This window comes from Pseudomonas sp. GW823-FHT06E10 (assembly GCF_058794995.1).
On the sequence record NZ_JBXAHJ010000001.1, the window covers coordinates 352,742 to 378,985 of the forward strand.

Below are 26,244 nucleotides of genomic sequence, written 5' to 3' on the forward strand. Positions count from 1 at the left end.
GCCTTTCTTGGAGTTGTGCATTTTTTATAGCGCTGATGAAACGATTCAGCAAGCATAAAAAAGCTTACGCCAGAGCCTTCCCAAGCTAATTAAATTTGACCTTATGCAACCTCCGCACGCTTACGTTAGTCTCATAAGGTTAAAACCTCCGGCAGATTGACGGCGATATCATTATGACACTAATGTCGCCCGCTAAATGCAGGAGCAAGTACAGACACATTTGTCTGTCATTTTTGCGCAACGGATCGTATGGAGTTTGAATGCGCGGGGCACTATTACGCAGCGGTAAGAGCGGGTCATTCACTGCCCTCGGCGAAACAGGTCAACCGGTCTACCGAGCAGCCCTGCAATTGCGCGAAGCCATTCGCCGCAAGAACCCCGAGTTGGTCGATCATCTGGCCATCCCTCAAAGCGATGAACTCGGGAACCAGATCGATTGGTACAGCGCTCTCGACGGCGATGTGATTCCGTGGAGCAGCGCGACCGAAGAAGAACGTGCCCCTGCCCGCCGCCAGCTTGAAGCGCTGAAGACCGCGCTCGAAGAATTGAGCCAGCGTTTCCTGGGTACGGACTCCGCCGAACAGCCGCAAGGCGACAAAGCCGTGTTCGGTAAGCTACTTAAGCGCGTGATTCATTTCCCGGACGAAAACTTCGTCTACCTGGTGCAAGGCAAACCGGTGCTGACTTTCTGGGGTTTCGAGCATGCCGGCACCGGCAATGGCGATCCCCTGCACTGCCTCTATCAGGTACCACCCGCGTTCACGCTGCCACCCGAGGTCGCAGCGCCTGTTGTTCCGCCCGTTGTGCCGGTGGTTGCTCGTCCGTGGTGGCGTCGTTGGTGGTGGCTGTTGCTGCTGCCGCTCCTGCTGCTGCTTTTGTGGCTGTTGCTCGGCCTGCGAGGGTGCGTACCGATTCCGTTGGTGGCGGTAGATTTGCTGCCTGACGGCGTTGTGCCAGTAGAAAAACAACTGGAAGAGCCGCCACTGACCGGAAATGTCACGACACTCAACAACGTTCCGGTGACAGGCACCGTTATAGGCTCGACCACTGGAACCGGCACCGCCGTGACTGGAACGCATGGTGTGGAAACGCCGGCCGTCGAGGGTAACGAGGCTGACATGGCACCCGCCGACTTGACCAAAGACCCGGCCATAGACCCGGCAGCTGAAAACAAAACTGCGCCACCCGAAAACAAAACTGAGCCACCAGAAAACAAAACCGCGCCGCCGGATGTCACATCGCCCGAGGCAGAAAAACCCGCCGCTGCCAAACCCGGCCCGCCCCTGAGCATCCCGCCAGACGCCGCCGACGGTGCCGCCAAGTTTCTCGATGGACAGTACAGCGCAGGCGCCGGGATTCAGGATCGCCGAACCGGCAAACCGCTACGTCTGGAGTACCAACTCAAGGACGGTAAGGGCCAAGTCACCGTACATCAGGCCGACGGCTCGAAATGCAGCGGGCCGGTGAGCGCTACTATGAAGGGTGGCAGCCTGGCCATCGACAGCCAGGGCCAGGCCGTTTGCGGCGATGGCAGCACTTACGACATGCCCAAGGTCAGCTGCCGCCCAGGGGCGACCACGATCGCAGACTGCACCGGTGGTTACGGAAAAGAACAATTCCCCATGTCCATGCGGCAAGTGGCCGAATAAAAACGGAATAACCCGACATGTTGCCTGAAGTCACTCAATTCGAAGACACCGTCACACTGGTCAGCGACACCGGCATCCAGTTCATGGATTTCGCCCTGCGCCTGGATCCCCGCAAGGAACCGGCGGGCGAGTTCGCACCGATGATCAGCGGGCTGATCTGCCGCCTGGCGTACAACGAAGAGAAAGACTTCTTTTTCTACGAACCCGAACCGGAAAAGGTCGAAAAAGCCAAACCTGCGTTCAGCGTCGACATGAAAAGCAGCCTCGATTTGCTCGACGGTATCTGGCTGCCGATCCCGTTTTTCCGCTTCATGCCGCCGCATCGCTTCGACGAAGGTCCGACCAACTGGTCGCGCATGCGTTTGGTGAAATTGGCAACTCCTGACATCGACGGTAATACCCACCGCCTGACGATGGCGTTCGACAGCCGTGTGATGCCCAAACGTGACGGCACTGCCTATCTGGCGCCGAACGATGAAGACATCAGCTCCGGCGTGTCTTTCAAACTGGCGACCAAGGCTAGCGAAACCCGCTGGTTCCTGGCGCAGCCGTGGGTCAACGAGTGGTTGCTGGAAGTGTTCAATGAGGGCAATGCCCACCGTTCGCGCGCAGAGCTGGACATCGATATTCGCGCCAACCATCACCTGGCGCACTACCTCAACTTGCTCAGCCTGTTGAGCAAACCGTCAGCCGCCCAGGAGTCGAAGGCCCGGGCGAAAGTTGAAATCCCCGAGCTGAAAGTGGTCGCCAACGACAGCAATGGCCTGGTCAAACCCATACCGGTGGACCTGGTGCTGGACGTCGGCAACTCGCGCACCTGCGGCATCCTGATCGAAAATCACGGTCAGGCCGGCTCCGGACTGAAGCAGAATTATGTGCTGGAACTGCGTGACCTGATCACCCCGGAACACACCTATAACCTGCCGTTTGAAAGCCGCGTGGAGTTCTCCCAGGCGTACTTCGGCAAGGACCACTGCTCGGTCAAGAGCGGTCGCCACGACGCGTTCCAATGGGCGACGATTGCCCGTGTCGGCAATGAGGCCAGTCGTCTGGCCAGTCGTCGTCGCGGCACCGAAGGCTCCACTGGCCTGTCCAGCCCGAAACGCTATCTGTGGGACGAAAACGCCTATGGCCACGGCTGGCGTTTCAACTGCTCGTATATAAAGACCGACAATGAGCCGTACGCCACCGCCGCGCCGTTCTCGCACCTGATCAACGAAACCGGCGAGGCGCTTTACAGCCTCGAAGAAGACGATCGTCTGCCGGTGTTCATGCCGCGTTACTCACGCAGCTCGCTAATGACCTTCATGCTCGCCGAAGTACTGGCCCAGGCGCTGTCGCAAATCAACAGCCCGGCCCAGCGTTCGCGCCAGGGTCACACCCGCGTGCCGCGCCAGCTCAACAGCATTACCCTGACTGTGCCACCGGGCATGCCACAGGCCGAGCGCAGCATCCTCAACGAACGCATGCTGCAAGCCATCGGCCTGGTGTGGAAAAGCCTCGGCTGGCATGCCGGCGAGGAAGATCCACATCAGGATCAGGCCGTCAGCCCGCGCACGCCGATCCCGAGTATCCGCGTGGAATGGGACGAAGCGTCCTGCGGCCAGTTGGTGTACCTGTACACTGAGGTCAACGAGAACTTCGCCGGTCACCCGGAAGAGTTTTTTGACACCATCGCCCGGCCGGACAAAGTCGACCGCCAACGCATCACCCTCGCGACCATCGACATCGGCGGTGGCACCACCGACCTGGTGATCACCGACTATCGCCTCGACCGTGCGGGCAATACCGGCAGCGGCAGCAACGTGCACATCGTGCCGGAACAGCGTTTTCGCGATGGCTTCAAAGTTGCCGGCGACGACATCCTGCTGGACGTGATCCAGGACTTCATCCTGCCGAGTTTCGAAAAAGCCTTGCAGAACGCCGGCGTAAAGGCACCGAACTCACTGATGTCACGGCTGTGTGGCGATGAATCGGTCAGCGCCCAGGACATGATCTTGCGTCAACAATTGAACCTCCAGGTGTTCGCCCCGCTGGGCCTGGCGCTGCTCAAGGCGTATGAGCATTACGATCCGCAGGTCCCGCAAGAAGTCATCCCGCAAAGCTACCGCCAATTGCTCGGTGACAATGCCATCAGCCAGACCGTGCTCGACTACGTCAATGTCGCCGTGCGTCGCGATGTCGGCGCTCAGAGCGGTTTCGACCTGTATGACGCGCCGATCAGCTTCGACCTGCAAAAGCTCCATGCCGCGTTTCTCAACGACCAGATCAACATCACCAAGATCCTTGGTGCGCTGTGTGAAGTGGTCGCGCATTACCCCTGTGATGTCTTGCTGCTGACCGGCCGCCCTTCGCGCCTGCCCGGCATCCAGGCGTTCATTCGCAAGCTGTTGCCGCTGCCACCGGGGCGTATTCTGGCGCTGCAAAACTACCGCACCGGCGGCTGGTATCCGTTTCACAAGAACGGCCGGATCGACGACCCGAAAAGCACCGCCTCGGTCGGCGCCATGCTCTGCCTGTTGTGCGCCAACCACAGCGTGCCGAACTTCTACTTCCGGGCATCGGCGCTCAAGCCGTATTCAACGGTCAAGCACATCGGCGTCATCGATCTGAACAACGTGATCAAGGATGCCGACGTGCTGTACCGCGACATCCAGTCCGAAGACTACAAAATCAAGCTACCGGAAATTGGCGTTGGCGACGCCGCCGACACACCGCAGCTGGAAATGCGCGGCGACCTGCGCCTCGGTTTTCGCCAGTTGGCCGCTGACCGCTGGGCCGCTTCGCCGTTGTATATCTTGCGGTTCACCAAGGCGGGTCGGGAGAAGTTTTCCCGGGCAACCGGTGAAAACGGCAGCGCCCCGCTGCTCAAGGTGCGGTTCGAGGTCAAACCGGCGGACAAATACACGCGCAAGCAGGATCTGGTCAGCGACCGCCTCTCGGTTCGCGACATCGAATCCAACAGTAACAACGTCAACTTCAACCCGCGCAGCGACCTCGAGCTGGAACTCAACACCATGCTCGACGCCGGCCTGAGCGAGACCAAGTACTGGCTCGACAGTGGAAGTGTGAAACGCAAATGAAAGACCTGACCCCCGATCAAACTCAGCTCTCTGCCAGTTGGGCCGCTGTTTATGAAGGCGCCGGTCAGGCGCTGGACTGGATTGACCAGACGCGCGGCAATGCGCCGCGCCTGGACAGCGAAGCCGACAACCTGAACATCCGCCTGCACCGCGCCCGCAACCTGGCTCAAAGCCTCGGTCGCGTGGCCTGCACGCCGATGACCATTGGCTTTTTCGGCTTGTCCCAGGCCGGCAAGTCCTACCTGATTTCGGCACTCGCCGCCGGTCAGAACGGTAAGCTGGAAACCGAGTTCGGCGATCATCGCCTGGACTTCATCAAGCACATCAACCCGGTGGGTGGTGGCAAGGAAGCCACCGGCCTGGTAACGCGCTTCAGCCGTCGGGCGACGGAAAGTCAGGACAAGGACTTCCCGGTAGAACTTACGTTGTTCAAGGAAATCGAGCTGGCGAAGATTCTCGCCAACGCCTGGTTCAAGGATTTCGACCTTGAGCGGATTTCCTACGAGATCGACGAGGAGCGCATCCAGCGCGTGCTCAAACCGTTCGAAGGTCGCGAAACCGGGCCGCTGCAAACGGGCGTCAACGCCGACGATCTAGTGTCGCTGTGGGATTACCTGCGCGACAATTTTCGCAACTCGGTGAAGAAGCTTGAGCACCTGTTCTGGCCCAAAGCGTTGCAGCTGGCGCCACGCCTGAATTTCCAGGAACGGGCCGAGCTGTTTTCGATCCTCTGGGGTGAACAAAGCGAGTTGACACGCGTGTACCAGAAACTGGCCGGCGCGCTGCACAAGCTGGGGCTGCCCGAGACCGTGTTCGCACCGTTGAAGGCCTTGGTGAGTTTCGACAACGACACCTACAGCCAGCGCGACAGCATCATGAACGTCGACATCCTCGAACGCTTCGGCAGCCCGCTGGACTTACCGATCGAGGTTCGACCGCTGGTTGGCGATCGCCTGCAAAACAGTCAGGCGATTGCGGTCGCGCAACTGGCGGCACTGACCGCCGAAATGACCTTCCGCCTGATCGAAGCGCCGGTGGATGACATCGTCAATCAGGTCGACCTGCTGGATTTCCCCGGTTATCGCGGGCGCCAGAAACTGCACGAGATCGCCGATTCCAACGACCCGCAATCCAGTACCAAGGACAACTCCGTTTCCCAGCTGATCCTGCGCGGCAAGGTCGCCTACCTGTTCGAACGTTACACCGACAACCAGGAAATGAACGCACTGGTGGTCTGCACCAGTTCGACCAAGCAGAGCGACGTCAACGACGTGGGTCCGGTGCTGACCCGCTGGATCGAAAAAACCCAGGGCGCCGACTCGGCTGCTCGCAGCAAGCGCGATACCGGCCTGATCTGGGCGCTGACCATGCTCGACCTGCGCATTACCAACTCCCTGAGTCTGACACCCGATCAGTACGACGAGAGCTGGAACGGCATGGTCAAGCTGACCATGCTGGAGCGTTTCGGTAGCCTGAGCTGGATGAACGACTGGGCCGGTACACCGTTCCAGAACACCTACCTGGTGCGCAAGCCGCGTATGGATGCGGCGTTCATCGGGCAAGACGCGACCGGTGCGGAAACCGGCCTCAATGCCATTTATCAGGAACGTGTCAGCGCGCTGGGCACCAGCTTCGCCAGCAACGCTCTGGTGTGCAAACACATCAAGAATCCGGTCAACGCCTGGACAGAAATGCTGCGCAACGATGACGGTGGCATCAGCCACTTCAGCGGCAGTTTCAAAGGCGTGGCCAATATAGAATTTAAATTGCAGCGTATCCGCGAGCAGTTGAGCGAATGCCTCGAAGGCCTGACCACTCACGGCCTGAGCACCTGGTACCACGCTGACGACGACGGCGCCGCAGCCGCCAAGAAAGCCAAAGCGCAAATGATTCTGACGAGCTTGGGCCGTCGCCCGGCGGTACTTGGCGAATTGATCGATCAACTCGACATACCGAGCGAAGAGGTGCGCGACCTGTACCTCAGCGGCGTGTACGAAACCGATGACGAGCCGGCCGTGAACGACGAGCCGGTCACCCCGACACCGAGCCAGAGCCTCTACGGCAATGACACCGGTTTCAATTTCGATTTCAGTGACGACCCGGGCCACGACGCGCCAGTCAGCAGCAAAACCGGCACCCCGGCGCCCGAACCGCAAAGCAACGAGCACCGTTTCGCCAAAGCAGCGTTCAAGGCCTGGATCGCGCACTTGCGTGAACTGACCACCCGGCAAAGCCTGCTCAACCTGCTGGGGCTGGAAAAGGCCTTGCTGGAAGCGGTGGTCGATGAACTGATCACCGCCGGCTATCGCCAGGATTTGCCGGGGCAACTGAGCCGCGCCGTCCTCAAGCGCGCACAAAGTGGCGCGCGGCGCGATCAACTGGTTGAGCGCCAGGTGCTGGAAGTGCAGCGCGTGCTGCGCGATTTCGTGTCCTGGTTCGGCTACCTCCAGAAACCGGTGAGCGAGCGTCCGAACAGCCGCGCCGGTGCCAAGGAACCCTTGTTTTCGTTCTACACCGACATTGGCCCTGGACAAGTGCCTGTACTGCCGGCGCAACCGGCGAATCAGGCGCAACGGTATCTAGGCGACTGGCTTTCGGGCCTGGCCTACATCACGCAGGACAATGCTGGCCATGGTGCTGGACGTGAAATCACCCCTGAACAGAACGAACGGCTGGGCCAAGTGCTCACAGCCTTCGCAGCGAGATAAGCAATGCCAATTCGTGTCGACCTGCTCGCGTTAGAGCCCAATGTGCCTGGCCAGGCTCGCCTCACTGTGAAGAAATGGCAGGGTGACGAGGAACAGCTGGAGTTTTCCATTCAGCGCAACCAGGACGGTTTTTACCTTCAGGACCACAAGGCCTGGAGCAACAATCCATTCTGGTTCAAGGTCTCGCGTTTCAACCTCGCGGCCAACGGCGAAGCTTTGGAAACCCAGGTCGGACCGGACGTGGTTGACCCACTGCTGGAAGGCGGCGCCAACTCGCAATTCCAGATCGAACTGCGTGAACAGAGCCAAGGCCACGCCGACAAAGGCGTGGTTCGGCCAGGCGTCGGCTTGCTGCCGTCCACGGCCGGCGGCCAGACACGCTCGACTTACGGCGGTGCCGAACTGACGGCGCCGAGCGCACCGGCACCGGAGATCCCGGAGATCCCGGATTTGCCTGAACTGACCCTGTCCACCGCCGAGCCAGAAGTGGAGTTGGAATCGGTACTCACCGAGCGCGCCTATACGCCGCCTCCCGCACCGGTGAAGAAAAGCAACAAAGGTCTGATCGGCCTGTTGATTGTGGTGTTGTTGCTGGCGGCGGGCGCCGGATTCTGGTTCTACAAACGCACCCCAGCGCCTGCGGTTGCAGCCACTGCCAGCGCACCTGCCGGCGCCAATGCTCAAGCCTGCACCCTCGACAGTATGAACAGCCTGCCCGAGTTGACCTTCGTCCAGACCTGCATCAAGGCGGCACCTGACAGTGCCAGGTTGTTGGAGATCATCGACCAGGCCAAGGCCAGTAAACATTGCGGCGTCGCCCAGCGCCTGTACGCCAACCGTGCCCAGGCTGGTGACGTGCTGATCGCCAACGCCTATGCCCGTGAATACGACCCTAAATACCTGAAGGCCAGCGAGTGCTTCCCGGCTGCGGACAACGCCACCGCCGCCTACTGGTATGAAACCATCCTCACCCAGGACCCGAACAATGCCGAAGCCAAGCAGCGTTTCGAGGAGTTGCAGAAGTGATGCGTTCACCCATGAGTCGACTCCTGCTGAGCGGTGCCGCCTTGCTCGCGCTGTGCATCAGCCCGCTGTCCCAGGCCGATGACAAACCGCTGATCCAGGCCGGTAAAAAGACCCTGTTCCAACGCGTGCTGACCACACCGGGCTGCAAAATCAGCTCGACGGCGGGCGGTGCCGAAGGTGAAGCACAACCGGTCTTCAGCCGCTTCTATGTGTACGAACGTGCGCAAGCGAACAATGCCGAATGGCTGAAAGTCGGTCCCGACAGTTATGGCAAAACCATTGGCTGGCTGCCTGCCAGCTGCACCACCGACTGGAAGATGCAGCTGACGCTGGCCTTCACTAACCCGGCCAACCGCGACCGGCTGCTGTTCTTCAAGGACCGCGCCACCGTCGAAGGCATCCTCGATGCACCGGACCCGGTCAGCAAAGTCGCGCCGCTGCGGGCCACGCTGAAAAAGGGCCTGCAAGCACCGGGCGTACTGGCTGAAGAACCTGAATACTTCGTCGACCTGCAAAAGCAGTTCTACCTGCTGCCGGTGCTCAGTGGCGAAGAAGTCATGACCGAAAGCGGTTTCCGCACGCGCCTGCTCAATGTGGCCTCCGTCAGCAAGCCGGATGACAAGAACGCCAAGGGCGGGGCTGCAAACAGCCCTGCCGGCAGCAAGGAAGCCGAAGAGAAAAAGGCCAACCAGCTGAAGGAATTCAGCGCGGCCGTGGTATTTGTCATCGACTCGACGATCTCGATGGACCCCTATATCGACCGCACCCGCGAGGCGATCCGCAAGGTTTACCAGAAGATCGAAGCGCAGAACCTCGGCAAGCAGGTCAAGTTCGGCCTGGTGGCTTTCCGCTCCAACACCCAGGCAGTACCGGGGCTGGAATACACCACCAAGATGTACGCCGACCCTACTAAGGTGAAAGACAGCGCCGACTTTTTCGCCAGGATCAAAGACCTCAAACAGGCTAACGTGTCGAGCAGCAGCTTCGATGAAGACTCGTTTGCCGGGGTCATGGAGAGCATCGACAAGGTCGACTGGAGCCAGTTCGGCGCACGCTACGTGGTGCTGATCACCGATGCGGGCGCCATCGAAGGCGACGACAAGCTGTCGAAGACCGGCTTGAGCGCTGCACAGGTACGTATCGAAGCCGCTAACCCGGGTGTGGCGATTTACACGCTGCACCTGAAAACCCCGGCCGGTGCCAAGGACCATGCCAAGGCCGAGGCGCAATACCGGAATCTGTCGACCTACCCGGGTACCAACACTTCGCTGTACTACCCGGTAAACGCAGGCGATGTGCAAGAATTCGGGCGCAAGGTCGACACACTGGCCGCAGCGATCACTACACAAGTCAAAGCCGCCTACATGGGCGAAGACGCCATCGGCAGCGCGGCGAACGCCAAGCAGGACCCGGCCGAGAAAAAAATGCTCGAAGACGCGGCGCTGATCGGCCACGCCATGCAACTCGCCTATCTCGGCGAGAGGACCAACAGCAAGGCCCCGCCAGTGTTCAAGGCATGGATCACCGACCGCGACCTGATCAAGCAGAACATTCCGACCACCGACGTGCGGGTGCTGTTGACCAAGTCACAGCTCAGCGACTTGAGCGACGTGATGAAGCAGATTCTCGATGCCGCCAACGAGGGCCTGATTTCGCCAACGGACATGTTCAATCGCCTGCGCTCGGTGGCGGCGACCATGGGCGCCGATCCCAATCAGCTCAAACAGAACAGCAACGCCAAACTGGCGGACATGGGCGTGCTCGGTGAATACCTTGAAGACCTGCCTTATCAGAGTGAAGTGCTGAACCTGGATGAAGAGACCTGGAAGAGCTGGGATGGTCTGGCACAAGAAAAATTCATCCGCACGCTGAACACCAAACTGCGGCATTACCAGCGTTACAACGCCGATGTCGACCGTTGGGTAGCCTTAGCCAAAGACAGCGATGCGCGGGACAACGTCTACCCCGTCCCGCTGGAAATGATGCCCTGACGAGACGCCGATGCTCGAAATCAAGAATCTGCTGGTGCGCCGTGGAGAAGGCGCACAGGCTCATCACGTGCGACTGCCGCACCTGCGGATCGGCGCCGGAGAAATCCTCGCCGTCACGGGTGAGAGCGGCAGCGGCAAAAGCACGTTACTCGAAGCCATCGGTCTGTTGCTCGCACCGGTAGAACTCGAGCGCTTCCGGCTGGGCCCGACGCACGCTCAGGATATCGCCCAACTGCTGGCCACTGACGATCAGCCTGCGCTTGCAGCGGTGCGTTCACGGCACTTGGGATTCATTTTGCAGAGCGGCGGCTTGCTGCCGTTCCTGAGCGTGAGAGACAACATCAGCCTGCCGCGCCGTTTGCTCGGGATGCAGGCGAAGAGCGATCACATCGACCACGCCGTTGACGTATTGCGCCTGCAAGGCTTGTTGGACAAACAACCCCAGGCCTTGTCGATTGGCGAGCGCCAGCGCGTCGCCTGCGTTCGGGCAATTGCCCATGAACCGCTGCTGCTGTTGGCCGACGAGCCGACCGCCGCGCTCGACCCTCACAGTGCCCGGCGATTGTTTGAGTTACTCCTGAGCCTGGTGTCGAGCATGGGCCTGAGTGCGCTCGTTGTATCCCATGACTGGGCCCTGCTGAAGGATTTCGGGTTGCCGCGACTCGGTGCTATCAACCATCTGGGAGAGACTCTGTTTGAACCGATGGACTGATCGCTTGCGCCTGCTGGGCTCACTGGCACTGCAAGACCTCTGGCACGACCGCAAGGTCTCGCTGTGTATCGCCGCTTCCCTGGTGGCGGTGATCGCGCCGTTGTTGTTGCTGTTCGGGCTCAAACACGGGGTGGTCAGCCAGCTGCAGGACGAACTGCTGCGCGACCCGCGCAACCTTGAAGTGAAGATGCTCAGCAACGGTAACTACGACGCAGCCTGGATCGAGCGTTTGCGCCTGCGCCCCGAGACCGGCTTTGCCCTCGGCCAGACCCGCTCGCTCAATACCCAGGCGGACCTGCTGATCGGCATGCAACGCTTTGTCGAAGGCGCGGAAATCATCGCCACCGAGCCCGGCGACCCACAGCTGAATCTGGCGTCCCTCAACCCCGTCGGCAATCAGGTGATCCTCAGCGCCAGCGCAGCGCAACGCTTGCAGGCCAAGGCCGGCGACAGCGTGCAGCTACGGGCCTTGCGCCGCCTGGAAGGTGTCAATGAACGCGGCGAGATGACGCTGACGGTACTGGCCGTGCTCGACGGTGCCCGCTTCGGTCGCGCGGCCGGGTTCGTCGCCCCGCCGCTGTTACTGGATCTGGAGCGCTTTCGCGACGGTTATCAGGTCAGTGAGTTCGGCGTTACCACCGGCAAGCCTCAGGGGAATCTACAACCGCTGTATGCCCGCGCCCGCGTGTATGCGCGCGACATCGACCAGGTCGCGCCGCTGGAACACTGGCTCAACGAACAACACATCGAAACGTCGAGCCGACTGGCCGACATCGACAACGTCAAAGCCATCAACCATGTGCTGGGGTTGATCTTCGGTGTGATCGCCATGGCGGCACTGATCGGCTGCGTGGCGTCCATGGTTGGCGCGTTCCTGGCCAACATCGATCGTAAACGCAAAAGCCTGGCGGTCCTGCGTCTGCTGGGCTTCAAGCGCAGGTCCGTCGGCGGTTTCGTGGTCCTGCAAGCGCTGGTGCTGAGTTTGGCCGGCTACGTGGGCGGGCTGGGGTTTTATACCGTGGGCAGTCATTTGTTCGACTCCCTGCTCGGCAGCAGCCAGGCCACCGGTACCTTCGTTTGCCACATCACGGTCTGGCACGGCGTTGCCGCCCTGCTCCTGACCTTTCTGGTCGCTGCCCTGGTGGCCATGATCGGCGCGCTGAGAGCCATCAACATCCAACCTGCGGAGAGTCTGCGTGAGCTATAAACGTTTTGGCTTGCTGTTACCCCTGAGCCTCGGCTACTTGCTCGACGCCTCGGCGGCGGGCTGGGAAGAGAAGTATTACAACCCGATGCCCGATGCTGGCGACGTCGTGCTGCCGATGCCCTGCGAAGGTTCGATGGTGTTTCGCAAAGTGTTCATTCCGGTCGCAGGTCCCTTGGATGACTACCCGATCAACATCGGTCAGGACGGCGCGGAATACGGCTATGTCGAGCAGACCCGCCCGACCTTTATCGCCGGCAGTTTTACCGGGGCCAGGAACGACAAGTCCCGCTACTACCTGATGGCCAAGTACGAGATGAGTCAGTTGCAATACGCCGCGCTGACCGAAGCGACCTGCCCCACCGCTGCCACCAAAATGCGCTTGCCGCAAACGGCGGTGAGCTGGGTGCAAGCCATCGACGCCGCCGACAAGTACAACCTGTGGCTGCGCAAAAACGCCGCCGGCAAGCTGCCAAAGGAAGACGGCGCCCTAGGATTCCTGCGCCTGCCGACCGAGGTCGAGTGGGAGTTCGCCGCGCGCGGCGGGCTGGAAGTCGGTGCTGCTGAATTCCGCGACACGCACTACCCGATGCCAGAAGGCATCAACGCCTACGAGTGGTTCGCCGGGGCGCAATCGTCCAACGGCAAAGTGCAATTGACCGGCCTGCAAAAGCCCAACCCGCTGGGCCTGCATGACATGCTCGGTAACGTCGACGAAATGATGTTCGAGCCGTTTCGCCTGAACAAACTCGACCGCCAGCACGGTCAGGCCGGCGGCTATGTCGTCCGTGGCGGCAACTACCTGACCGCCCAGGCCGACCTGCGTACGGCATTGCGTAAGGAAGAGCCGTATTACAACGCCGAAGGCCAGGTGAAAAACAAGACCACCGGCCTGCGACTGGTGCTGGTCTCCCCGACCCTAACCTCTCGCGAACGGGTCGCCAGCATCGAAAGCAGCTGGAAGAAACTCGGCACCGGCAGCAAGGAAACCGAATCCGCCGACAAAGGCACCGTACAATCGCTGAACAGCCTCGCCTCGGGTGTCGAAGACAAAGCGCTCAAGGAAAAGCTCCAGGCCCTGGAGAACCAGCTGCGCGCCAGCAACCAGCAGCAGGAAGAAACCCGCGACCAAGCGATCCGCGCCAGCCTCAACCTGGGTGCGTTCCTGTGCACCAAGATGCTCGACGACGGCCAGTACGTCGACTTCCTGCAAAAGAACTACAAGCTCAACTGCGAAAGCGCAGACATAGATGCCAGTTGCGACATGCGTAAAGGCAAGCTCAACGAGCAAAAGGATCGCCTGCACAAACTCAGCCGCTACTACGCCAGCAGCCTGGTGGAATCGGCTACCTTGTACGGCCAGCCACTGCTTGAATCGCAAGTCCCGGTGATGGAAGAAATCATCACCCGCAACAAACAGCTGCAAGACCTCAAACCTTACTTGCGCACCCACTGGGCCAATCAGAAGGCGTTCCTGCAAAAGCAGAAAATCGACACTGAAGCCTGGCTGACCAGCTGCAAAACCGTCACTCAATAACAACGCGTCAACACCGTTACGTAGGAGTTTCACCATGTCGCGCAGCCTTTGGACTCGCTTCAAGCTACAGATCGCTTTCGTAGTCGCCGGCAGCCTGCTAATGAGCGGTTGCGCCAACACCGGCAGCTCCATGTTGGGCGAAGGCGAAGGCGACGGTGCCGACCCGCGCCTGACCCAGGGCAATGACGCAGAGTTCTTCAGCAAGTCCGGTTACCAGGCCTGCGCCGTCGGCGCCGGTGTCGGCATCCTCGCTTGCGCGCTGTCCAACAGCAGCAACAAAACCGTGTGCGTCATCGCCGCCGGTATTACCGCGTGTGGCGTGGCCATGGGTGCGAACTATTACCTGGATCAACGTCGCGCCCAATACGCCGACACCACCACCCGCTTGGCGAAGATGAACAGCGACGTCGAACAAGACACGCAGAACGTGATCGCCCGGACTGCGACCGCTCAGCAAGTGATCAATGATGACAATGCGCAAATTGCCCAGATCAAAAAGGACATCGCCAACAAGAAAGTCGACAAGAGCAGGGCTCAGGCGCAAATCGCCGGGATCGACTCGGACATCGCACGCCTGCGCAAAGACCTTGCCAACATGCGTACCAAGGTCACCGAGTACAGAAAAGTGGCAGACGCCGAGCGTTCGCAAGGCACCAGCGCCGAGATCCGACAGGTGGACATGAACATTCAGAGAATGAACCAGAAAGTCGTCAGCCTGCAGAAGGAAGTCGACGCTCTGTACAGCCAACGCTCCGCAATCACCCTGGGTTAAGCACATGACGCTACGACAACTAATGGTCATCACTGCCGTCCTGGCCCTGAGCGGTTGCGCGAGCCAGCCCGGCGAATGCGATGCGACCAATCGCGACAGCAGCATGCTGACCAAGATGAACTGCGACTACTCCGGTGGTTACAGCGATCAGGTCAAGCAGAAGGAAACGGCACTGAGCGAGTCCCGACAGCAAAACGCAATGTTCCGTCAGGTGTACGAGAACATTCAGGCCCAGCAGCTCAGCACCAAGACCGATCTGGCCAGCCAGCAGAAATCCCAGGCGGCGCTGAATCAGTCGCTGGCGCAACTGCTGACCTCGCTCAAGGCTCGGCGTGGCAATGAGGCCCAGGTGCAGAAGCAGATTGCCGACCTCGAGAAGCAGCTCAAGGCTTCGCAATCGGCGCCAACGGCCAAATCAACACCCGCAACACTCGCGGCCAAGCAGCAAGAGCTGAAAACGTTGCAGAAGAAGGTCAATCAACTGCAATTCAGCCTCGGCTACGAAGAGTAACTTTTCACCCCGCAAGCGTCCCGATGGATGCCTGCACTTTTTCAGGAATCGTCGTCATGCAGCGGGTCATCAGGGATGCGCAAGCCACATCGGAGGGGATGAGTGCGCTGCAAGCCAAAGTCGCCCTCATCCAGAAACACTTTCCGCCGACCGTCGCCAGTCTGTTTGCTATCCCGCGGATGGGCAGCGGCGACGTGCTGGAATGGTGGACCGAACTGGGTGGTCAACCCACGCCTTATGCCGATCTCAACGAGGACGCGCAACGACGTTTGCTGGAGACCTATGAAGTGCGTCAGACGTCCCTCGGACAGCTGGCGGATGAACTGCAAAAACGCGGTCAACCGACGGAAGCGAATGACCTGCGCAGCCTGCTCGGTACGCCTGAGCTGGACAAACTCTACAGCCTCAACGGTGAGCCTTTGGTGGTGCGGTGGAACCAGCGTCCGCCCAAACCGATCGTGCCGCCAGTGGTGCCCGTCCTACCGCCGTCGCGTCGTGGCTGGTGGATCGCGGCAGCCTTGCTCGCGCTGCTGTTGCTGCTTCTGGCGCTCTGGCTCTGGTGGTTCCTGCACCGTGAGCCGGTTGTCGTGGTTCCGCCTGTAGCGCCTGTGGCACCGGTAGTGACGCCTGTTGAGAAACCGGTTGAACCTGTCCCCGAACCTGTCGTGGAACCGGAACCGAAACCTGTTCCGGCACCAGAACCAACGCCAGAGCCGGTAGCGGAACCCAAGCCGGTCCCGCCACCAAAGCCGGCACCGGCACCGGAACCCAAGCCGACCCCGCCACCCAAACCGGTTCCACCACCAAAACCGGTAGTGGCTGCCCCGCCACCCGCCCCGACGCTGGACAACTTCGCATGCCGCAAAACAGCGCCGAAGTCAGAGGTCCCGCAGTTCGTGGTGGTGCTCGACACCTCGGGTTCGATGGATTTGAACATCAAGTCAGTGAAATCCGACGAGGACTGGTTCTTCGGTCCTGACATCAACAAGCTCCTGGACCCGAACCGCACCATGCGGCTTACCGCCAAACCCAGCCGCATGGACGTCGCCAAGGACTCGCTGGCCGGCATGATCAACGGGCTGGACCCGAAGATCGACACACGCCTGATCACCTTCGCCGGCTGCGAAAGAACACCGGACCAGGGTTTGTTCAAGTTCGGCGACCGCCCGCGGCTGATCAACGGGATTCGAGGCCTGGTTCCCGACGACGGCACACCGCTGGCCGACAGCCTGGCCCACGCGGCGAGTACCGTCGACGGGCGCAATAACGATGCGGTTATCGTGATGTTCGTCGACGGAGAAGACGGTTGCGGGCAGGACGTTTGCGCGGTATCCCGTCAAATCGCCAGGGAACAACCGCGCCTGCGGGTCAACGTGGTGAAAATCGGTGCTGGCGGCCCGTCACGCTGTATCGCTGAAAACACCGGAGGTCGGGTTTACAACAGCACCAATGCGGCTGAGTTGGGTAACCTGTTGAAACAGGCGAGCAAGGAAGTATCCAGCAATGCCAAGTGCGATTAGCTTGGGGACTGATCCGACTTGCCTGCGATGATTCATCTCAAGTGCTCGACCGCCGGTAACTCCATGGCCCGAACCTCACCCAAAAGAAAATCGCTGAGGCGGCGCAAACGCTCGCCTCCGGGGCGGGTTTTCGGCCAGACCAGGAAATAATTCTCACCGCTGGCGACGGCTGTCGGCCACGGCAAACTCAGACGTCCCTGCGCGACATCCTCCGCGACCATCAGCAAATCGCCCATGGACACGCCGTAGCCACGGGCGGCTGCAATCATGCCCAGTTCCAGCGTGTCGAACACCTGACCGCCCTTGAGCGAGACCTGATCGGTCAGGCCCATGCGCTCCAGCCAGTTGCGCCAGTCACGGCGGTCCGGTGTCGGGTGCAGCAGCTCGGTACTGGCCAGGCGCGCGACGTCCCATGGTTGATCCTTCAGAAGATTCGGCGCGCCCACCGGAATCAGCTCTTCGGGGAACAGGAGAGTCGCCTCCCAGTCCGGTGGAAAATGCCCATTGCTGAGGATGACGGCGCAGTCGAACGGTTCGTCATTGAAATCCACTGAATCGACGTCCATCCACGCACTGGTCAATTGCACTTCGTTGCCCGGCTGCAGATGACGGAAGCGGCTGAGGCGCGCCAGCAACCAACGCATGGTCAGGGTCGACGGGGCTTTCATGCGCAGGATGTCGTCTTCGGCGCGCAAGGTATTGCAGGCACGTTCAAGCGCGGTGAAGCCTTCGCGAATGCCCGGCAACAGCAACCGGGCCGACTCGGTCAGTTGCAGGTTGCGGCCACTGCGATGAAACAAGCGGCAGGCAAAATGCTCTTCGAGCGTACGAATATGCCGGCTGACCGCACTTTGGGTAATCGACAGCTCTTCGGCCGCGCGGGTAAACGAACTGTGCCGCGCCGCCGCTTCGAATGCGCGCAGGGCATACAAGGGAGGAAGACGACGGGACATTGGGAAAGCTCCTACTGCGGGGTTCGCCTACCCTAGCAGAAACTCTCCAGCATGAGTTTGAATCATGCCATCCATCCTTTTTATCCCTTTGTGAAAACCGTGCAGAGCGCCGAGAATCGGTGCTTTCCTGTTCCCTTTGATAATCGAGCGTGATGACCATGCAGCATCCAGCACGTACTGAACTCTGGGCCATCCTGCGGCTGGCGGGGCCGTTGATTGCCTCGCAGTTGGCGCACATGCTGATGGTCCTCACCGACACCCTGATGATGGCACGCCTGAGTCCCGAGGCCCTGGCCGGTGGCGGGCTCGGTGCGGCGACCTATTCGTTCGTGTCGATTTTCTGCATCGGCGTGATTGCGGCGGTCGGCACCCTGGTGGCGATCCGTCAGGGTGCCGGCGATATTGTCGGGGCCACTCGACTGACCCAGGCCGGGTTGTGGCTGGCGTGGCTGATGGCGCTGGTCGCCGGTTTGCTGTTGTGGAACCTCAAACCGGTGCTGCTGCTGTTCGGCCAGACTGAAAGCAACGTCAACGCAGCCGGGCAGTTTTTGATCTTCCTGCCGTTCGCCCTGCCCGGCTACCTGAGCTTCATGGCCCTGCGCGGGTTCACCAGCGCCATTGGCCGTGCAACGCCAGTGATGGTCATCAGTGTTGGCGGTACGGTCGCCAACTTCCTGCTCAACTATGCGCTGATTACCGGCATGTTCGGCCTGCCGAAACTGGGGCTGACGGGCATCGGGCTGGTCACGGCGATTGTCGCCAACCTGATGGCACTTGCGCTGGCGTGGCACATTCGTCGGCATCCGGCTTATGAGGCCTATCCGCTGCGCCAGGGCCTGTCGCGGCTGAACCGCCAGTACCTGAAGGAGCTGTGGCGTCTGGGCCTGCCGATTGGCGGCACCTACGCGGTGGAAGTCGGGCTGTTTGCCTTCGCCGCGCTGTGCATGGGCACCATGGGCAGCACACAGCTGGGGGCTCATCAGATTGCCCTGCAAATCGTTTCGGTGGCGTTCATGGTCCCGGCGGGGATTTCTTATGCGATCACCATGCGCATCGGCCAGCACTACGGCGCCGGGCAATTGCTGGATGCGCGGCTGGCCGGGCGGGTCGGCATTGCCTTCGGGGCGGCGGCGATGCTGTGTTTCGCCATGGTCTTCTGGCTATTGCCAAACCAGTTGGTCGGCCTGTTCCTCGACCACAACGACCCGGCGTTTCGCGATGTCATCAACCTTGCCGTGAGCCTGTTGGCGGTGGCGGCATGGTTCGAACTGTTCGACGGCACGCAAACCATTGCCATGGGCTGTATCCGCGGACTCAAGGATGCCAAGACCACTTTCCTGGTCGGCCTGGGTTGCTATTGGCTGATTGGCGCACCGGCGGCGTGGTGGATGGCGTTCCACCTGGACTGGGGGCCAACGGGCGTCTGGTGGGGCCTGGCGCTGGGGCTGGCGTGTGCGGCGGTGAGCCTGACGCTGGGATTTGAGTGGAAGATGAAGCGGATGATCAAGCGCGACACGACGTCAGTGCAGCGTTTCGAGGTTGCTCAGCCTGACTGAGCCCCCTGTAGGAGCGAGCTCGCTCGCGATGGTCGTCAACGATAACGCTGGTTGGCAGGTGCCCCGCGGGGTTCTCAGGTTTATCGCGAGCAAGCTCGCTCCTACAGGGCTCTGTGGCAACCTCAGCCCACGATTTCCAGCATCGGCTGCTGATTGCTGCCAAACGTCAGATACTCCACCAGTTCGGCCAGCGGCAATGGCCTGCTGATCAAATACCCCTGCACCTGATCGCATTCAAACCCACGCAGCAGCTCCAGTTGCTCCAGCGTTTCCACGCCTTCTGCGACCACCTCGAGGTTGAGGTTGTGCGCCAGGTTGATCATCGCGTGGACCAGCTTTCGGTTTTCCTCACGCTGCTCCATGCCGCCGACAAAGCTCTTGTCGATCTTCAGCAAGGTGATCGGCAGGCTGTTGAGGTGCACGAACGACGAGAACCCGGTGCCGAAGTCGTCGAGGGAGAAGCGCACACCGAGGCGCCCGAGGGCGTCCATGGTCTGCTTGACCAGATCACTGCGACGCATCACAGCGGTTTCGGTCAGTTCGAACTCCAGCCACTGCGCCTCGACACCGCGCTCGGCAATCAGGCGACTGAGGGTCGAAAGCAACTGGCTGTCCTGGAACTGCCGGAATGACAGGTTGATCGCCATGTGCAACGGTGGCAATCCCAGCTCGAGCAGCGCCTGCATGTCGCGCAAGGCCCGGGAAATTACCCAGTAGCCCAGCGGCACGATCAGACCACTTTGCTCGGCCAGCGGCACGAATTCACTCGGTGGAAGCAAGCCGCGCTCGGCATGCCGCCAGCGCACCAAAGCTTCGAGGCCGACGATCTGCCCGTCTTCGAGGTTCAGCCGTGGCTGGTAATGCAGCTCCAGCTCATCGCGGCGCAGTGCCCGACGCAGCTCGGTTTCGAGGTCGGCGATGCTGCGGGCATTGCGGTTGATGCGCTCGTTGAAAATGTGAAAGGTGCAGCCTTGGGTGCTTTTGGCCTGCTGCATGGCGATGTGCGCATGCCACATCAGCGGATCCGCACCAGCCTGGGCCCGGGCGTAGGCAATGCCCAGGCTGGAACCGATCAACAGGCTTTCGCCATCGACCCAATAAGGCTCGGCCAGTACTTCGCTGATGCGCTCGGCCATCCACTCGGCACGCTGGGGAGCACGACGGGTGTCGATCAGCAGAGCGAATTCATCACTGCCCAGGCGCGCCAGTTGATCGCCGGCCTCAAGCTGACTCTTGAGCCGCGCCACCACTTGCAGGATCAGGCGATCACCGGCCTGATGGCCGAGGGCGTCGTTGGCATAACGAAAGTTGTCGAGGTCGAGATGACCGAGGGCCAGGCCGCGACCGTCGTTTTCCGCCAGGCGCGCCGTCAGCAGAGTCTGGAAGCCCTGGCGGTTAGCGATGCCGGTCAGCGGATCTTGCTCGGCCAGACGTTGAAGGGTGTTTTCCAGAACGCCACGTTCGCGCACATGGCGTAGGCAACGGCGCAACATGCCGGGATCGAGATGATCGCGCACCAACCAGTCACTCACACCGTCGGGCGGGATCAGCGGCTCATGGTCGAGCAACAACACCGTCGGCAGGCTGCAACGGCCCGGCGCCGGCTGAAGTTGCGGGATGGTCAATAACACCGCGCTGCGGTTGTCATCGAACAGGCTGCTGACCGACTCCCAACTCGGCGCGCTGATGAGCACGACCGAGCTCCCCATAGGAGCCAGACACTCGCGCAACAACGCTGCCCACGCTGGCTCTTCGGCCAGTAGCAGCAAACGCAAGGGTTCGACAGGCGTAGACAAGCTAGCTCCCTAGACTCTGCAAAGATGTAGGCGACGGGCATTATGCCGTTCCGATGACCAATGACAATGACATCGGTGAGCAAAACGAGACCTTTGTATCCGGAATTACGAACATTAGCCGCAAATTCGTTGCGCATCCTGCGTGAAAGTAACAAAACCGGCAATTACAGATAGCGTGGTACGTCACAAGTCGGACAGAGCAGCACAATTCGCTGAGCCTGTTAAAATGCCGGCCCATTTCGTGACTGACTCCTGAATTTACCTATGTCCCGACTCAATCCCCGGCAGCAAGAAGCCGTGAGCTACGTCGGCGGCCCTCTTTTGGTGCTCGCCGGTGCTGGCTCCGGCAAGACCAGCGTGATCACTCGCAAAATCGCGCACCTGATCCAGAACTGCGGCATCCGCGCCCAGTACATCGTCGCCATGACCTTTACCAACAAGGCCGCCCGCGAGATGAAGGAACGGGTTGGCACCCTGCTGCGCGCCGGCGAAGGCCGTGGCCTGACGGTCTGCACCTTCCACAACCTGGGCCTGAACATCATCCGCAAGGAACACGTGCGGCTGGGCTACAAACCGGGCTTCTCGATCTTCGACGAGACCGACGTCAAGGCCCTGATGACCGACATCATGCAGAAGGAATACTCGGGCGACGACGGCGTCGACGAGATCAAGAACATGATCGGCGCCTGGAAAAACGACCTGATCCTGCCGGCCCAGGCCCTGGAAAATGCGCGCAACCCCAAGGAGCAGACCGCTGCCATCGTCTACACCCACTACCAGCGCACGCTCAAGGCGTTCAACGCGGTGGATTTCGACGACCTGATCCTGCTCCCGGTGAAGCTGTTCGAAGAACACGCCGACATCCTGGAAAAGTGGCAGAACAAAGTGCGCTACCTGCTGGTCGATGAATACCAGGACACCAACGCCAGCCAGTATTTGCTGGTGAAAATGCTCATCGGCAAACGCAACCAGTTCACCGTGGTGGGCGACGACGACCAGTCGATCTACGCCTGGCGCGGCGCGCGCCCGGAAAACCTGATGCTGCTCAAGGACGACTACCCCTCCTTGAAAGTGGTGATGCTGGAGCAGAACTATCGCTCCACCAGCCGCATCCTGCGCTGCGCCAACGTGCTGATCTCGAACAACCCCCACGAATTCGAAAAACAGTTGTGGAGTGAAATGGGCCACGGCGACGAGATCCGCGTGATCCGGTGCCGCAACGAGGACGCCGAGGCCGAGCGCGTGGCCATGGAAATCCTCAGCCTGCACTTGCGCACCGACCGCCCGTACAGCGATTTCGCGATCCTGTATCGCGGCAACTACCAGGCCAAGCTGATCGAGCTGAAATTGCAGCACCACCAGGTGCCGTATCGCCTGTCCGGCGGCAACAGCTTTTTCGGTCGCCAGGAAGTAAAGGACCTGATGGCCTACTTCCGCCTGATCGTGAACCCGGACGACGACAACGCCTTCCTGCGGGTAATCAACGTGCCGCGCCGCGAGATCGGCTCGACCACGCTGGAGAAGCTGGGCAACTACGCCACCGAGCGCAAGGTCTCGATGTACGCCGCCACCGACGAAATCGGCCTGGGCGAGCATCTCGACAGCCGCTTCACCGATCGCCTGTCGCGCTTCAAGCGCTTCATGGACAGGGTGCGCGAGCAGTGCGCCGGCGAAGACCCGATCTCGGCCCTGCGCAGTATGGTCATGGACATCGACTACGAGAACTGGCTGCGCACCAACAGCTCCAGCGACAAGGCCGCAGATTACCGCATGGGTAACGTCTGGTTCCTGATCGAGGCGCTGAAGAACACCCTGGAAAAAGACGAAGAAGGCGAGATGACCGTCGAGGACGCCATCGGCAAACTCGTCCTGCGCGACATGCTCGAGCGCCAGCAGGAAGAGGAAGACGGCGCCGAAGGCGTGCAGATGATGACTTTGCATGCGTCCAAGGGCCTGGAATTCCCCTACGTGTTCATCATGGGCATGGAGGAGGAAATCCTCCCGCACCGCTCAAGCATCGAAGCCGACACCATCGAAGAAGAACGTCGCCTGGCCTATGTGGGCATTACCCGTGCGCGCCAGACCCTGGCCTTCACCTTCGCCGCCAAGCGCAAGCAGTACGGCGAGATCATCGATTGCGCGCCGAGCCGCTTCCTCGATGAGTTGCCGCCGGACGACCTGGCCTGGGAAGGCAACGACGACACACCGACCGAAGTCAAAGCCGTGCGAGGCAACAACGCATTGGCGGATATACGCGCGATGTTAAAGCGCTAGAATTGACCACTTTTTTAAAACCTTAGGGCGCACAAGGCGCCAACAGAGGACAGCTTCATGGAAGCCCTGCACAAGAAAATTCGCGAAGAAGGCATCGTGCTTTCCGACCAGGTCCTGAAAGTCGACGCCTTTCTGAACCACCAGATCGACCCGGCCCTGATGAAGCTGATCGGCGACGAATTCGCCACACTGTTCAAGGATTCGGGCATCACCAAGATCGTCACCATCGAAGCCTCGGGCATCGCTCCGGCGATCATGACCGGTCTGAACCTGGGCGTGCCGGTGATCTTCGCTCGCAAGCACCAGTCCCTGACCCTGACCGAAAACCTGCTGTCGGCGACCGTGTACTCGTTCACCAAGCAGACCGAAAGCACCGTGGCCATCTCTCCGCGCCACCTGACCAGCAGCGACCGCGTGCTGATCATCGATGACTTCCTGGCCAACGGTAAGGCGTCCCAGGCACTGATTTCGATCATCAAGCAGGCCGGCGCCACCGTGGCAGGCCTGGGTATCGTGATCGAGAAATCGTTCCAGGGCGGCCGTGCAGAGCTGGATTCGCAGGGTTATCGCGTAGAGTCCCTGGCGCGTGTGAAGTCGCTGGCCGGTGGCGTCGTAACCTTCATCGAATAAAGGCCACACTGCACATCCCCCTGTGGGAGCGAGCTTGCTCGCGATTGCATAGCGTCAGTCGACATCTTCGTTGACTGATACACCGCTATCGCGAGCAAGCTCGCTCCCACAGTTGTTTTGGGGGGGCAGTTACTGCGCAGTCGCCTTGAGGCCAGTGAGCAGCAAGCGCTGATACAAGTCTTCCTTCAGCCCTTCCGGACTGGCCAACTGCATGCGCTCCAGATGTTCTGGAAACAACGCAGGCTCCGGCGCATCCAATGCTGCCTTGCCCAACTCCAGCACCTCGCTCAGCTTGAATTTGCTCTTGAGCCAGTTCAGCGCCCGCAACACATCCCGCTCGACCTCGGTGAAATCACAACCCAGCGGATACTCTGGAAACAACTGCGGATGCCGCGCCTGAATCTCCTGCAAACGCTGCGGGCTGTTATCGGTAAAGCGCGGATCGAGACGGAAGTCCTTGGGCAGTTTGCCGACTTTCTGTGCCTGCGCGATCAGCCCCGACTGAAAACGTGAGTCGCTGATATTTAACAGTGCTTCAATCACCGCCGCATCGGTCTTGCCCCGCAGATCGGCAATGCCGTACTCGGTGACCACGATGTCCCGCAGATGCCGCGGAATCGTGCAGTGACCATACTCCCAGACGATGTTCGAGCTGACGTCGCCTCCAGACTCTCGCCAACTGCGCAGCAGCAACACCGAACGCGCGTCTTGCAACGCATGCCCCTGCACCACGAAGTTGTATTGCCCGCCTACGCCGCTGAGCACACGTCCGTCTTCGAGCTGATCCGCCACCGCGGCACCGAGCAAGGTCACGGTGAACGCGGTGTTGATGAACCTCGCATCGAGACGTTGAAAGCGCTTGAGTTCTTCCTGGCCGTAGAGCTCGTTGATGTAGCTGATGCGGGTCATGTTGAATTCAAGCCGCTTGCTCTGCGGCAACTCACGCAAGCGTTCATAGAAGCTGCGCGGCCCGAGGAAGAATCCGCCATGCACCGAGATGCCATCGGCTTGCGCAGCCTCGTCGAGGGTGCCGACATTCGCCTGCTGTTGGGTCGCCGCGTCCGGATAAACCTTACGCCGCACGATCCCGGCATCGGCCAGCACCAACAAGCCGTTGACGAACATTTCGCTGCAGCCATACAGGCCTCTGGCGAAGGGCTCGATGCCGCCTTCGCGCTCAATCAGTTGCGCCCAGTGGCTGAGGTTTACGTCTGCCAGCAATGCCCTGTATCCGTCGTTGTCGGCTTGCCGCGCCAGCAGCGCCGCCGTCAGCGCATCACCCATGGAACCGATGCCGATCTGCAAGGTGCCGCCGTCACGCACCAGAGTGCTGGCGTGCAGGCCGATGAAATGGTCCTGAAAGCCCACCGGCATGTTTGGCGTGGAAAACAGCGTGGTGTTGTCCTTCTCATCGATCAGCAGGTCAAAGGTGTCGATGCCCAGTTCCGCATCGCCGGGCATGTAAGGCAGATCGTTGTGTACTTGGCCGACCATCAGGATGGTTTCTCCGGCGGCGCGGCGCTTGGCGATCATCGGCAATAGGTCGAGGGTGATGTCCGGGTTGCAGCTCAGACTCAAGCGGTCGGGATGCTCGGCATGGCTGGCCACCAGTTGCGCCACCAGATTCAACCCGGCGGTGTTGATGTCCCGGGCCGCATGGCTGTAGTTGCTGCTGACGTAATCCTGTTGCGCCGTAGCACTGTTGAGCAGGCTGCCAGGCTGCATGAAGAACTGCTGGATGTGGATGTTGCCCGGTAAACCGTCGCGACGCAGGTCGGCGAGAAATTCCAGCTCCGGATAATCGCCGAACACCCGTTCGACAAAGGGTTCGAGAAATCGCTTTTGCAAACCATCGCCCAAGGGTGGGCGCCCCAGACACAACGCGGTGTAGATCGTCAGTCGTCGCTCGGGCGACTGTGCGATTCGTCGATACAGCGCGTTGACGAAGTGATTAGGTTTGCCCAACCCCAGAGGCAGGCCCATGTGGATATGCGTCGGCAACCGTGCCAAGACGTCATCGACCGCTTGCCCGATTGAACACAGCTGCACCATCAGGTCCTCCCTTACATTCCATGACGTGGGGTTAGACCGAGCTTGCCGGGGATTCGCTGCAATGAACAGCCCGTTAATGCCAATCGGCTGCCACAAAAACCTTGTAGGAGCGAGCTCGCTCGCGAAGAACCTGAGAGCACCGCGGGGTGCCAGGTTTCCAGCGTTATCGTTGACGACCATCGCGAGCGAGCTCGCTCCTACAAGGGTCAGCGCGGAATTGCAGGCACAAAAAAACCGTCCTGGGACGGTTTTTTGCAAACGATGCGGCGC

At 60.5% G+C, this 26,244-nt stretch carries 17 protein-coding genes; 14 read left to right on the forward strand and 3 right to left on the reverse strand.

Translation table 11 applies throughout. From position 1 onward, the window contains the following. The first annotated feature begins 260 nt into the window (after nt 1–260). Genes AC1Q6Y_RS01645 through AC1Q6Y_RS01695 form a run of 11 tightly spaced genes read left to right on the forward strand, consistent with a single transcriptional unit; the run spans nt 261 to nt 16,713 of the window. Entirely contained in the window at nt 261–1,649 is a 1,389-nt protein-coding gene (locus AC1Q6Y_RS01645; protein WP_429521730.1) for an SrfA family protein, read from the forward strand. Between the two features lie 17 nt (nt 1,650–1,666). Beyond that, nucleotides 1,667–4,732 (forward strand): virulence factor SrfB, encoded by a 3,066-nt coding sequence (locus AC1Q6Y_RS01650; RefSeq protein WP_492623949.1) that lies wholly within the window; start codon nt 1,667–1,669, stop codon nt 4,730–4,732. Next, entirely contained in the window at nt 4,729–7,440 is a 2,712-nt protein-coding gene (locus AC1Q6Y_RS01655; RefSeq protein ID WP_492623950.1) for a putative virulence factor, read from the forward strand. The genes AC1Q6Y_RS01650 and AC1Q6Y_RS01655 overlap by 4 nt, the downstream gene beginning before the upstream one ends. Before the next feature lie 3 nt (nt 7,441–7,443). Continuing rightward, the gene (locus AC1Q6Y_RS01660; protein ID WP_154909803.1) at nt 7,444–8,466 is read left to right on the forward strand and encodes a hypothetical protein; all 1,023 of its coding nucleotides are present in this window, start codon (nt 7,444–7,446) and stop codon (nt 8,464–8,466) included. An 11-nt stretch (nt 8,467–8,477) separates the two neighbouring features. Next, a complete protein-coding gene (locus tag AC1Q6Y_RS01665) occupies nt 8,478–10,457 on the forward strand; it encodes a vWA domain-containing protein (RefSeq protein ID WP_057716539.1) in 1,980 nt (659 codons plus the stop codon). A gap of 10 nt (nt 10,458–10,467) precedes the next feature. Next, nucleotides 10,468–11,169, forward strand: coding sequence for an ABC transporter ATP-binding protein (locus tag AC1Q6Y_RS01670; RefSeq protein WP_057712768.1), 702 nt, complete (start codon nt 10,468–10,470; stop codon nt 11,167–11,169). Next, entirely contained in the window at nt 11,153–12,376 is a 1,224-nt protein-coding gene (locus AC1Q6Y_RS01675; RefSeq protein WP_090452132.1) for an ABC transporter permease, read from the forward strand. The genes AC1Q6Y_RS01670 and AC1Q6Y_RS01675 overlap by 17 nt, the downstream gene beginning before the upstream one ends. Then, on the forward strand, nt 12,366–13,910 hold the full coding sequence (locus tag AC1Q6Y_RS01680; protein WP_492623951.1) for an SUMF1/EgtB/PvdO family nonheme iron enzyme: 1,545 nt from the start codon (nt 12,366–12,368) through the stop codon (nt 13,908–13,910). The genes AC1Q6Y_RS01675 and AC1Q6Y_RS01680 overlap by 11 nt, the downstream gene beginning before the upstream one ends. A gap of 34 nt (nt 13,911–13,944) precedes the next feature. After that, on the forward strand, nt 13,945–14,682 hold the full coding sequence (locus tag AC1Q6Y_RS01685; RefSeq protein ID WP_057712765.1) for a hypothetical protein: 738 nt from the start codon (nt 13,945–13,947) through the stop codon (nt 14,680–14,682). 4 nt (nt 14,683–14,686) lie between these two features. Next, a complete protein-coding gene (locus AC1Q6Y_RS01690; RefSeq protein WP_492623952.1) occupies nt 14,687–15,193 on the forward strand; it encodes a hypothetical protein in 507 nt (168 codons plus the stop codon). Nucleotides 15,194–15,249: 56 nt separating this feature from the next. Next, entirely contained in the window at nt 15,250–16,713 is a 1,464-nt protein-coding gene (locus tag AC1Q6Y_RS01695) for a VWA domain-containing protein (protein ID WP_492623953.1), read from the forward strand. A 32-nt stretch (nt 16,714–16,745) separates the two neighbouring features. Here AC1Q6Y_RS01695 and AC1Q6Y_RS01700 read toward each other — a convergent pair whose 3' ends face one another. Next, a complete protein-coding gene (locus AC1Q6Y_RS01700) occupies nt 16,746–17,666 on the reverse strand; it encodes a LysR substrate-binding domain-containing protein (RefSeq protein ID WP_057712762.1) in 921 nt (306 codons plus the stop codon). 158 nt (nt 17,667–17,824) lie between these two features. On the opposite strand from AC1Q6Y_RS01700, the gene AC1Q6Y_RS01705 reads away from it, so the two are divergent. Beyond that, a complete protein-coding gene (locus AC1Q6Y_RS01705) occupies nt 17,825–19,222 on the forward strand; it encodes a NorM family multidrug efflux MATE transporter (RefSeq protein ID WP_057716538.1) in 1,398 nt (465 codons plus the stop codon). Between the two features lie 122 nt (nt 19,223–19,344). On the opposite strand, the gene AC1Q6Y_RS01710 is transcribed toward AC1Q6Y_RS01705, so the two are convergent. Continuing rightward, nucleotides 19,345–21,018: a putative bifunctional diguanylate cyclase/phosphodiesterase gene (locus AC1Q6Y_RS01710; protein ID WP_349735817.1), complete on the reverse strand. Its 1,674-nt coding sequence runs from the start codon at nt 21,016–21,018 to the stop codon at nt 19,345–19,347. Between the two features lie 264 nt (nt 21,019–21,282). Between AC1Q6Y_RS01710 and rep the strand changes: the two genes are divergently transcribed. Together rep and AC1Q6Y_RS01720 are read left to right on the forward strand one after the other, a co-directional pair. Further along, entirely contained in the window at nt 21,283–23,292 is a 2,010-nt protein-coding gene (gene rep / locus AC1Q6Y_RS01715; protein WP_349735818.1) for a DNA helicase Rep, read from the forward strand. A gap of 57 nt (nt 23,293–23,349) precedes the next feature. Then, nucleotides 23,350–23,922 carry a xanthine phosphoribosyltransferase gene (locus AC1Q6Y_RS01720; protein WP_057712760.1) on the forward strand — a complete coding sequence of 191 codons (573 nt, stop codon included), beginning with the start codon at nt 23,350–23,352 and terminating at the stop codon, nt 23,920–23,922. Nucleotides 23,923–24,051: 129 nt separating this feature from the next. Here AC1Q6Y_RS01720 and AC1Q6Y_RS01725 read toward each other — a convergent pair whose 3' ends face one another. Next, nucleotides 24,052–25,974, reverse strand: a complete 1,923-nt coding sequence (locus tag AC1Q6Y_RS01725) for an acetyl-CoA hydrolase/transferase C-terminal domain-containing protein (RefSeq protein WP_492623954.1) — start codon at nt 25,972–25,974, stop codon at nt 24,052–24,054. Between the last annotated feature and the right edge of the window lie 270 nt (nt 25,975–26,244).

What these genes read in the sequence shown, in the direction of transcription:
- AC1Q6Y_RS01655 (WP_492623950.1), top strand. Translation starts at nt 4,729, where the DNA reads ATGAAAGACCTGACCCCCGATCAAACTCAGCTCTCTGCCAGTTGGGCC.
- AC1Q6Y_RS01645 (WP_429521730.1), top strand. Translation starts at nt 261, where the DNA reads ATGCGCGGGGCACTATTACGCAGCGGTAAGAGCGGGTCATTCACTGCC.
- AC1Q6Y_RS01650 (WP_492623949.1), top strand. Translation starts at nt 1,667, where the DNA reads ATGTTGCCTGAAGTCACTCAATTCGAAGACACCGTCACACTGGTCAGC.
- AC1Q6Y_RS01695 (WP_492623953.1), top strand. Translation starts at nt 15,250, where the DNA reads ATGCAGCGGGTCATCAGGGATGCGCAAGCCACATCGGAGGGGATGAGT.
- AC1Q6Y_RS01705 (WP_057716538.1), top strand. Translation starts at nt 17,825, where the DNA reads ATGCAGCATCCAGCACGTACTGAACTCTGGGCCATCCTGCGGCTGGCG.
- AC1Q6Y_RS01670 (WP_057712768.1), top strand. Translation starts at nt 10,468, where the DNA reads ATGCTCGAAATCAAGAATCTGCTGGTGCGCCGTGGAGAAGGCGCACAG.
- rep (WP_349735818.1), top strand. Translation starts at nt 21,283, where the DNA reads ATGTCCCGACTCAATCCCCGGCAGCAAGAAGCCGTGAGCTACGTCGGC.
- AC1Q6Y_RS01665 (WP_057716539.1), top strand. Translation starts at nt 8,478, where the DNA reads ATGAGTCGACTCCTGCTGAGCGGTGCCGCCTTGCTCGCGCTGTGCATC.
- AC1Q6Y_RS01725 (WP_492623954.1), bottom strand. Translation starts at nt 25,974, where the DNA reads ATGGTGCAGCTGTGTTCAATCGGGCAAGCGGTCGATGACGTCTTGGCA.
- AC1Q6Y_RS01700 (WP_057712762.1), bottom strand. Translation starts at nt 17,666, where the DNA reads ATGTCCCGTCGTCTTCCTCCCTTGTATGCCCTGCGCGCATTCGAAGCG.
- AC1Q6Y_RS01690 (WP_492623952.1), top strand. Translation starts at nt 14,687, where the DNA reads ATGACGCTACGACAACTAATGGTCATCACTGCCGTCCTGGCCCTGAGC.
- AC1Q6Y_RS01685 (WP_057712765.1), top strand. Translation starts at nt 13,945, where the DNA reads ATGTCGCGCAGCCTTTGGACTCGCTTCAAGCTACAGATCGCTTTCGTA.
- AC1Q6Y_RS01720 (WP_057712760.1), top strand. Translation starts at nt 23,350, where the DNA reads ATGGAAGCCCTGCACAAGAAAATTCGCGAAGAAGGCATCGTGCTTTCC.
- AC1Q6Y_RS01660 (WP_154909803.1), top strand. Translation starts at nt 7,444, where the DNA reads ATGCCAATTCGTGTCGACCTGCTCGCGTTAGAGCCCAATGTGCCTGGC.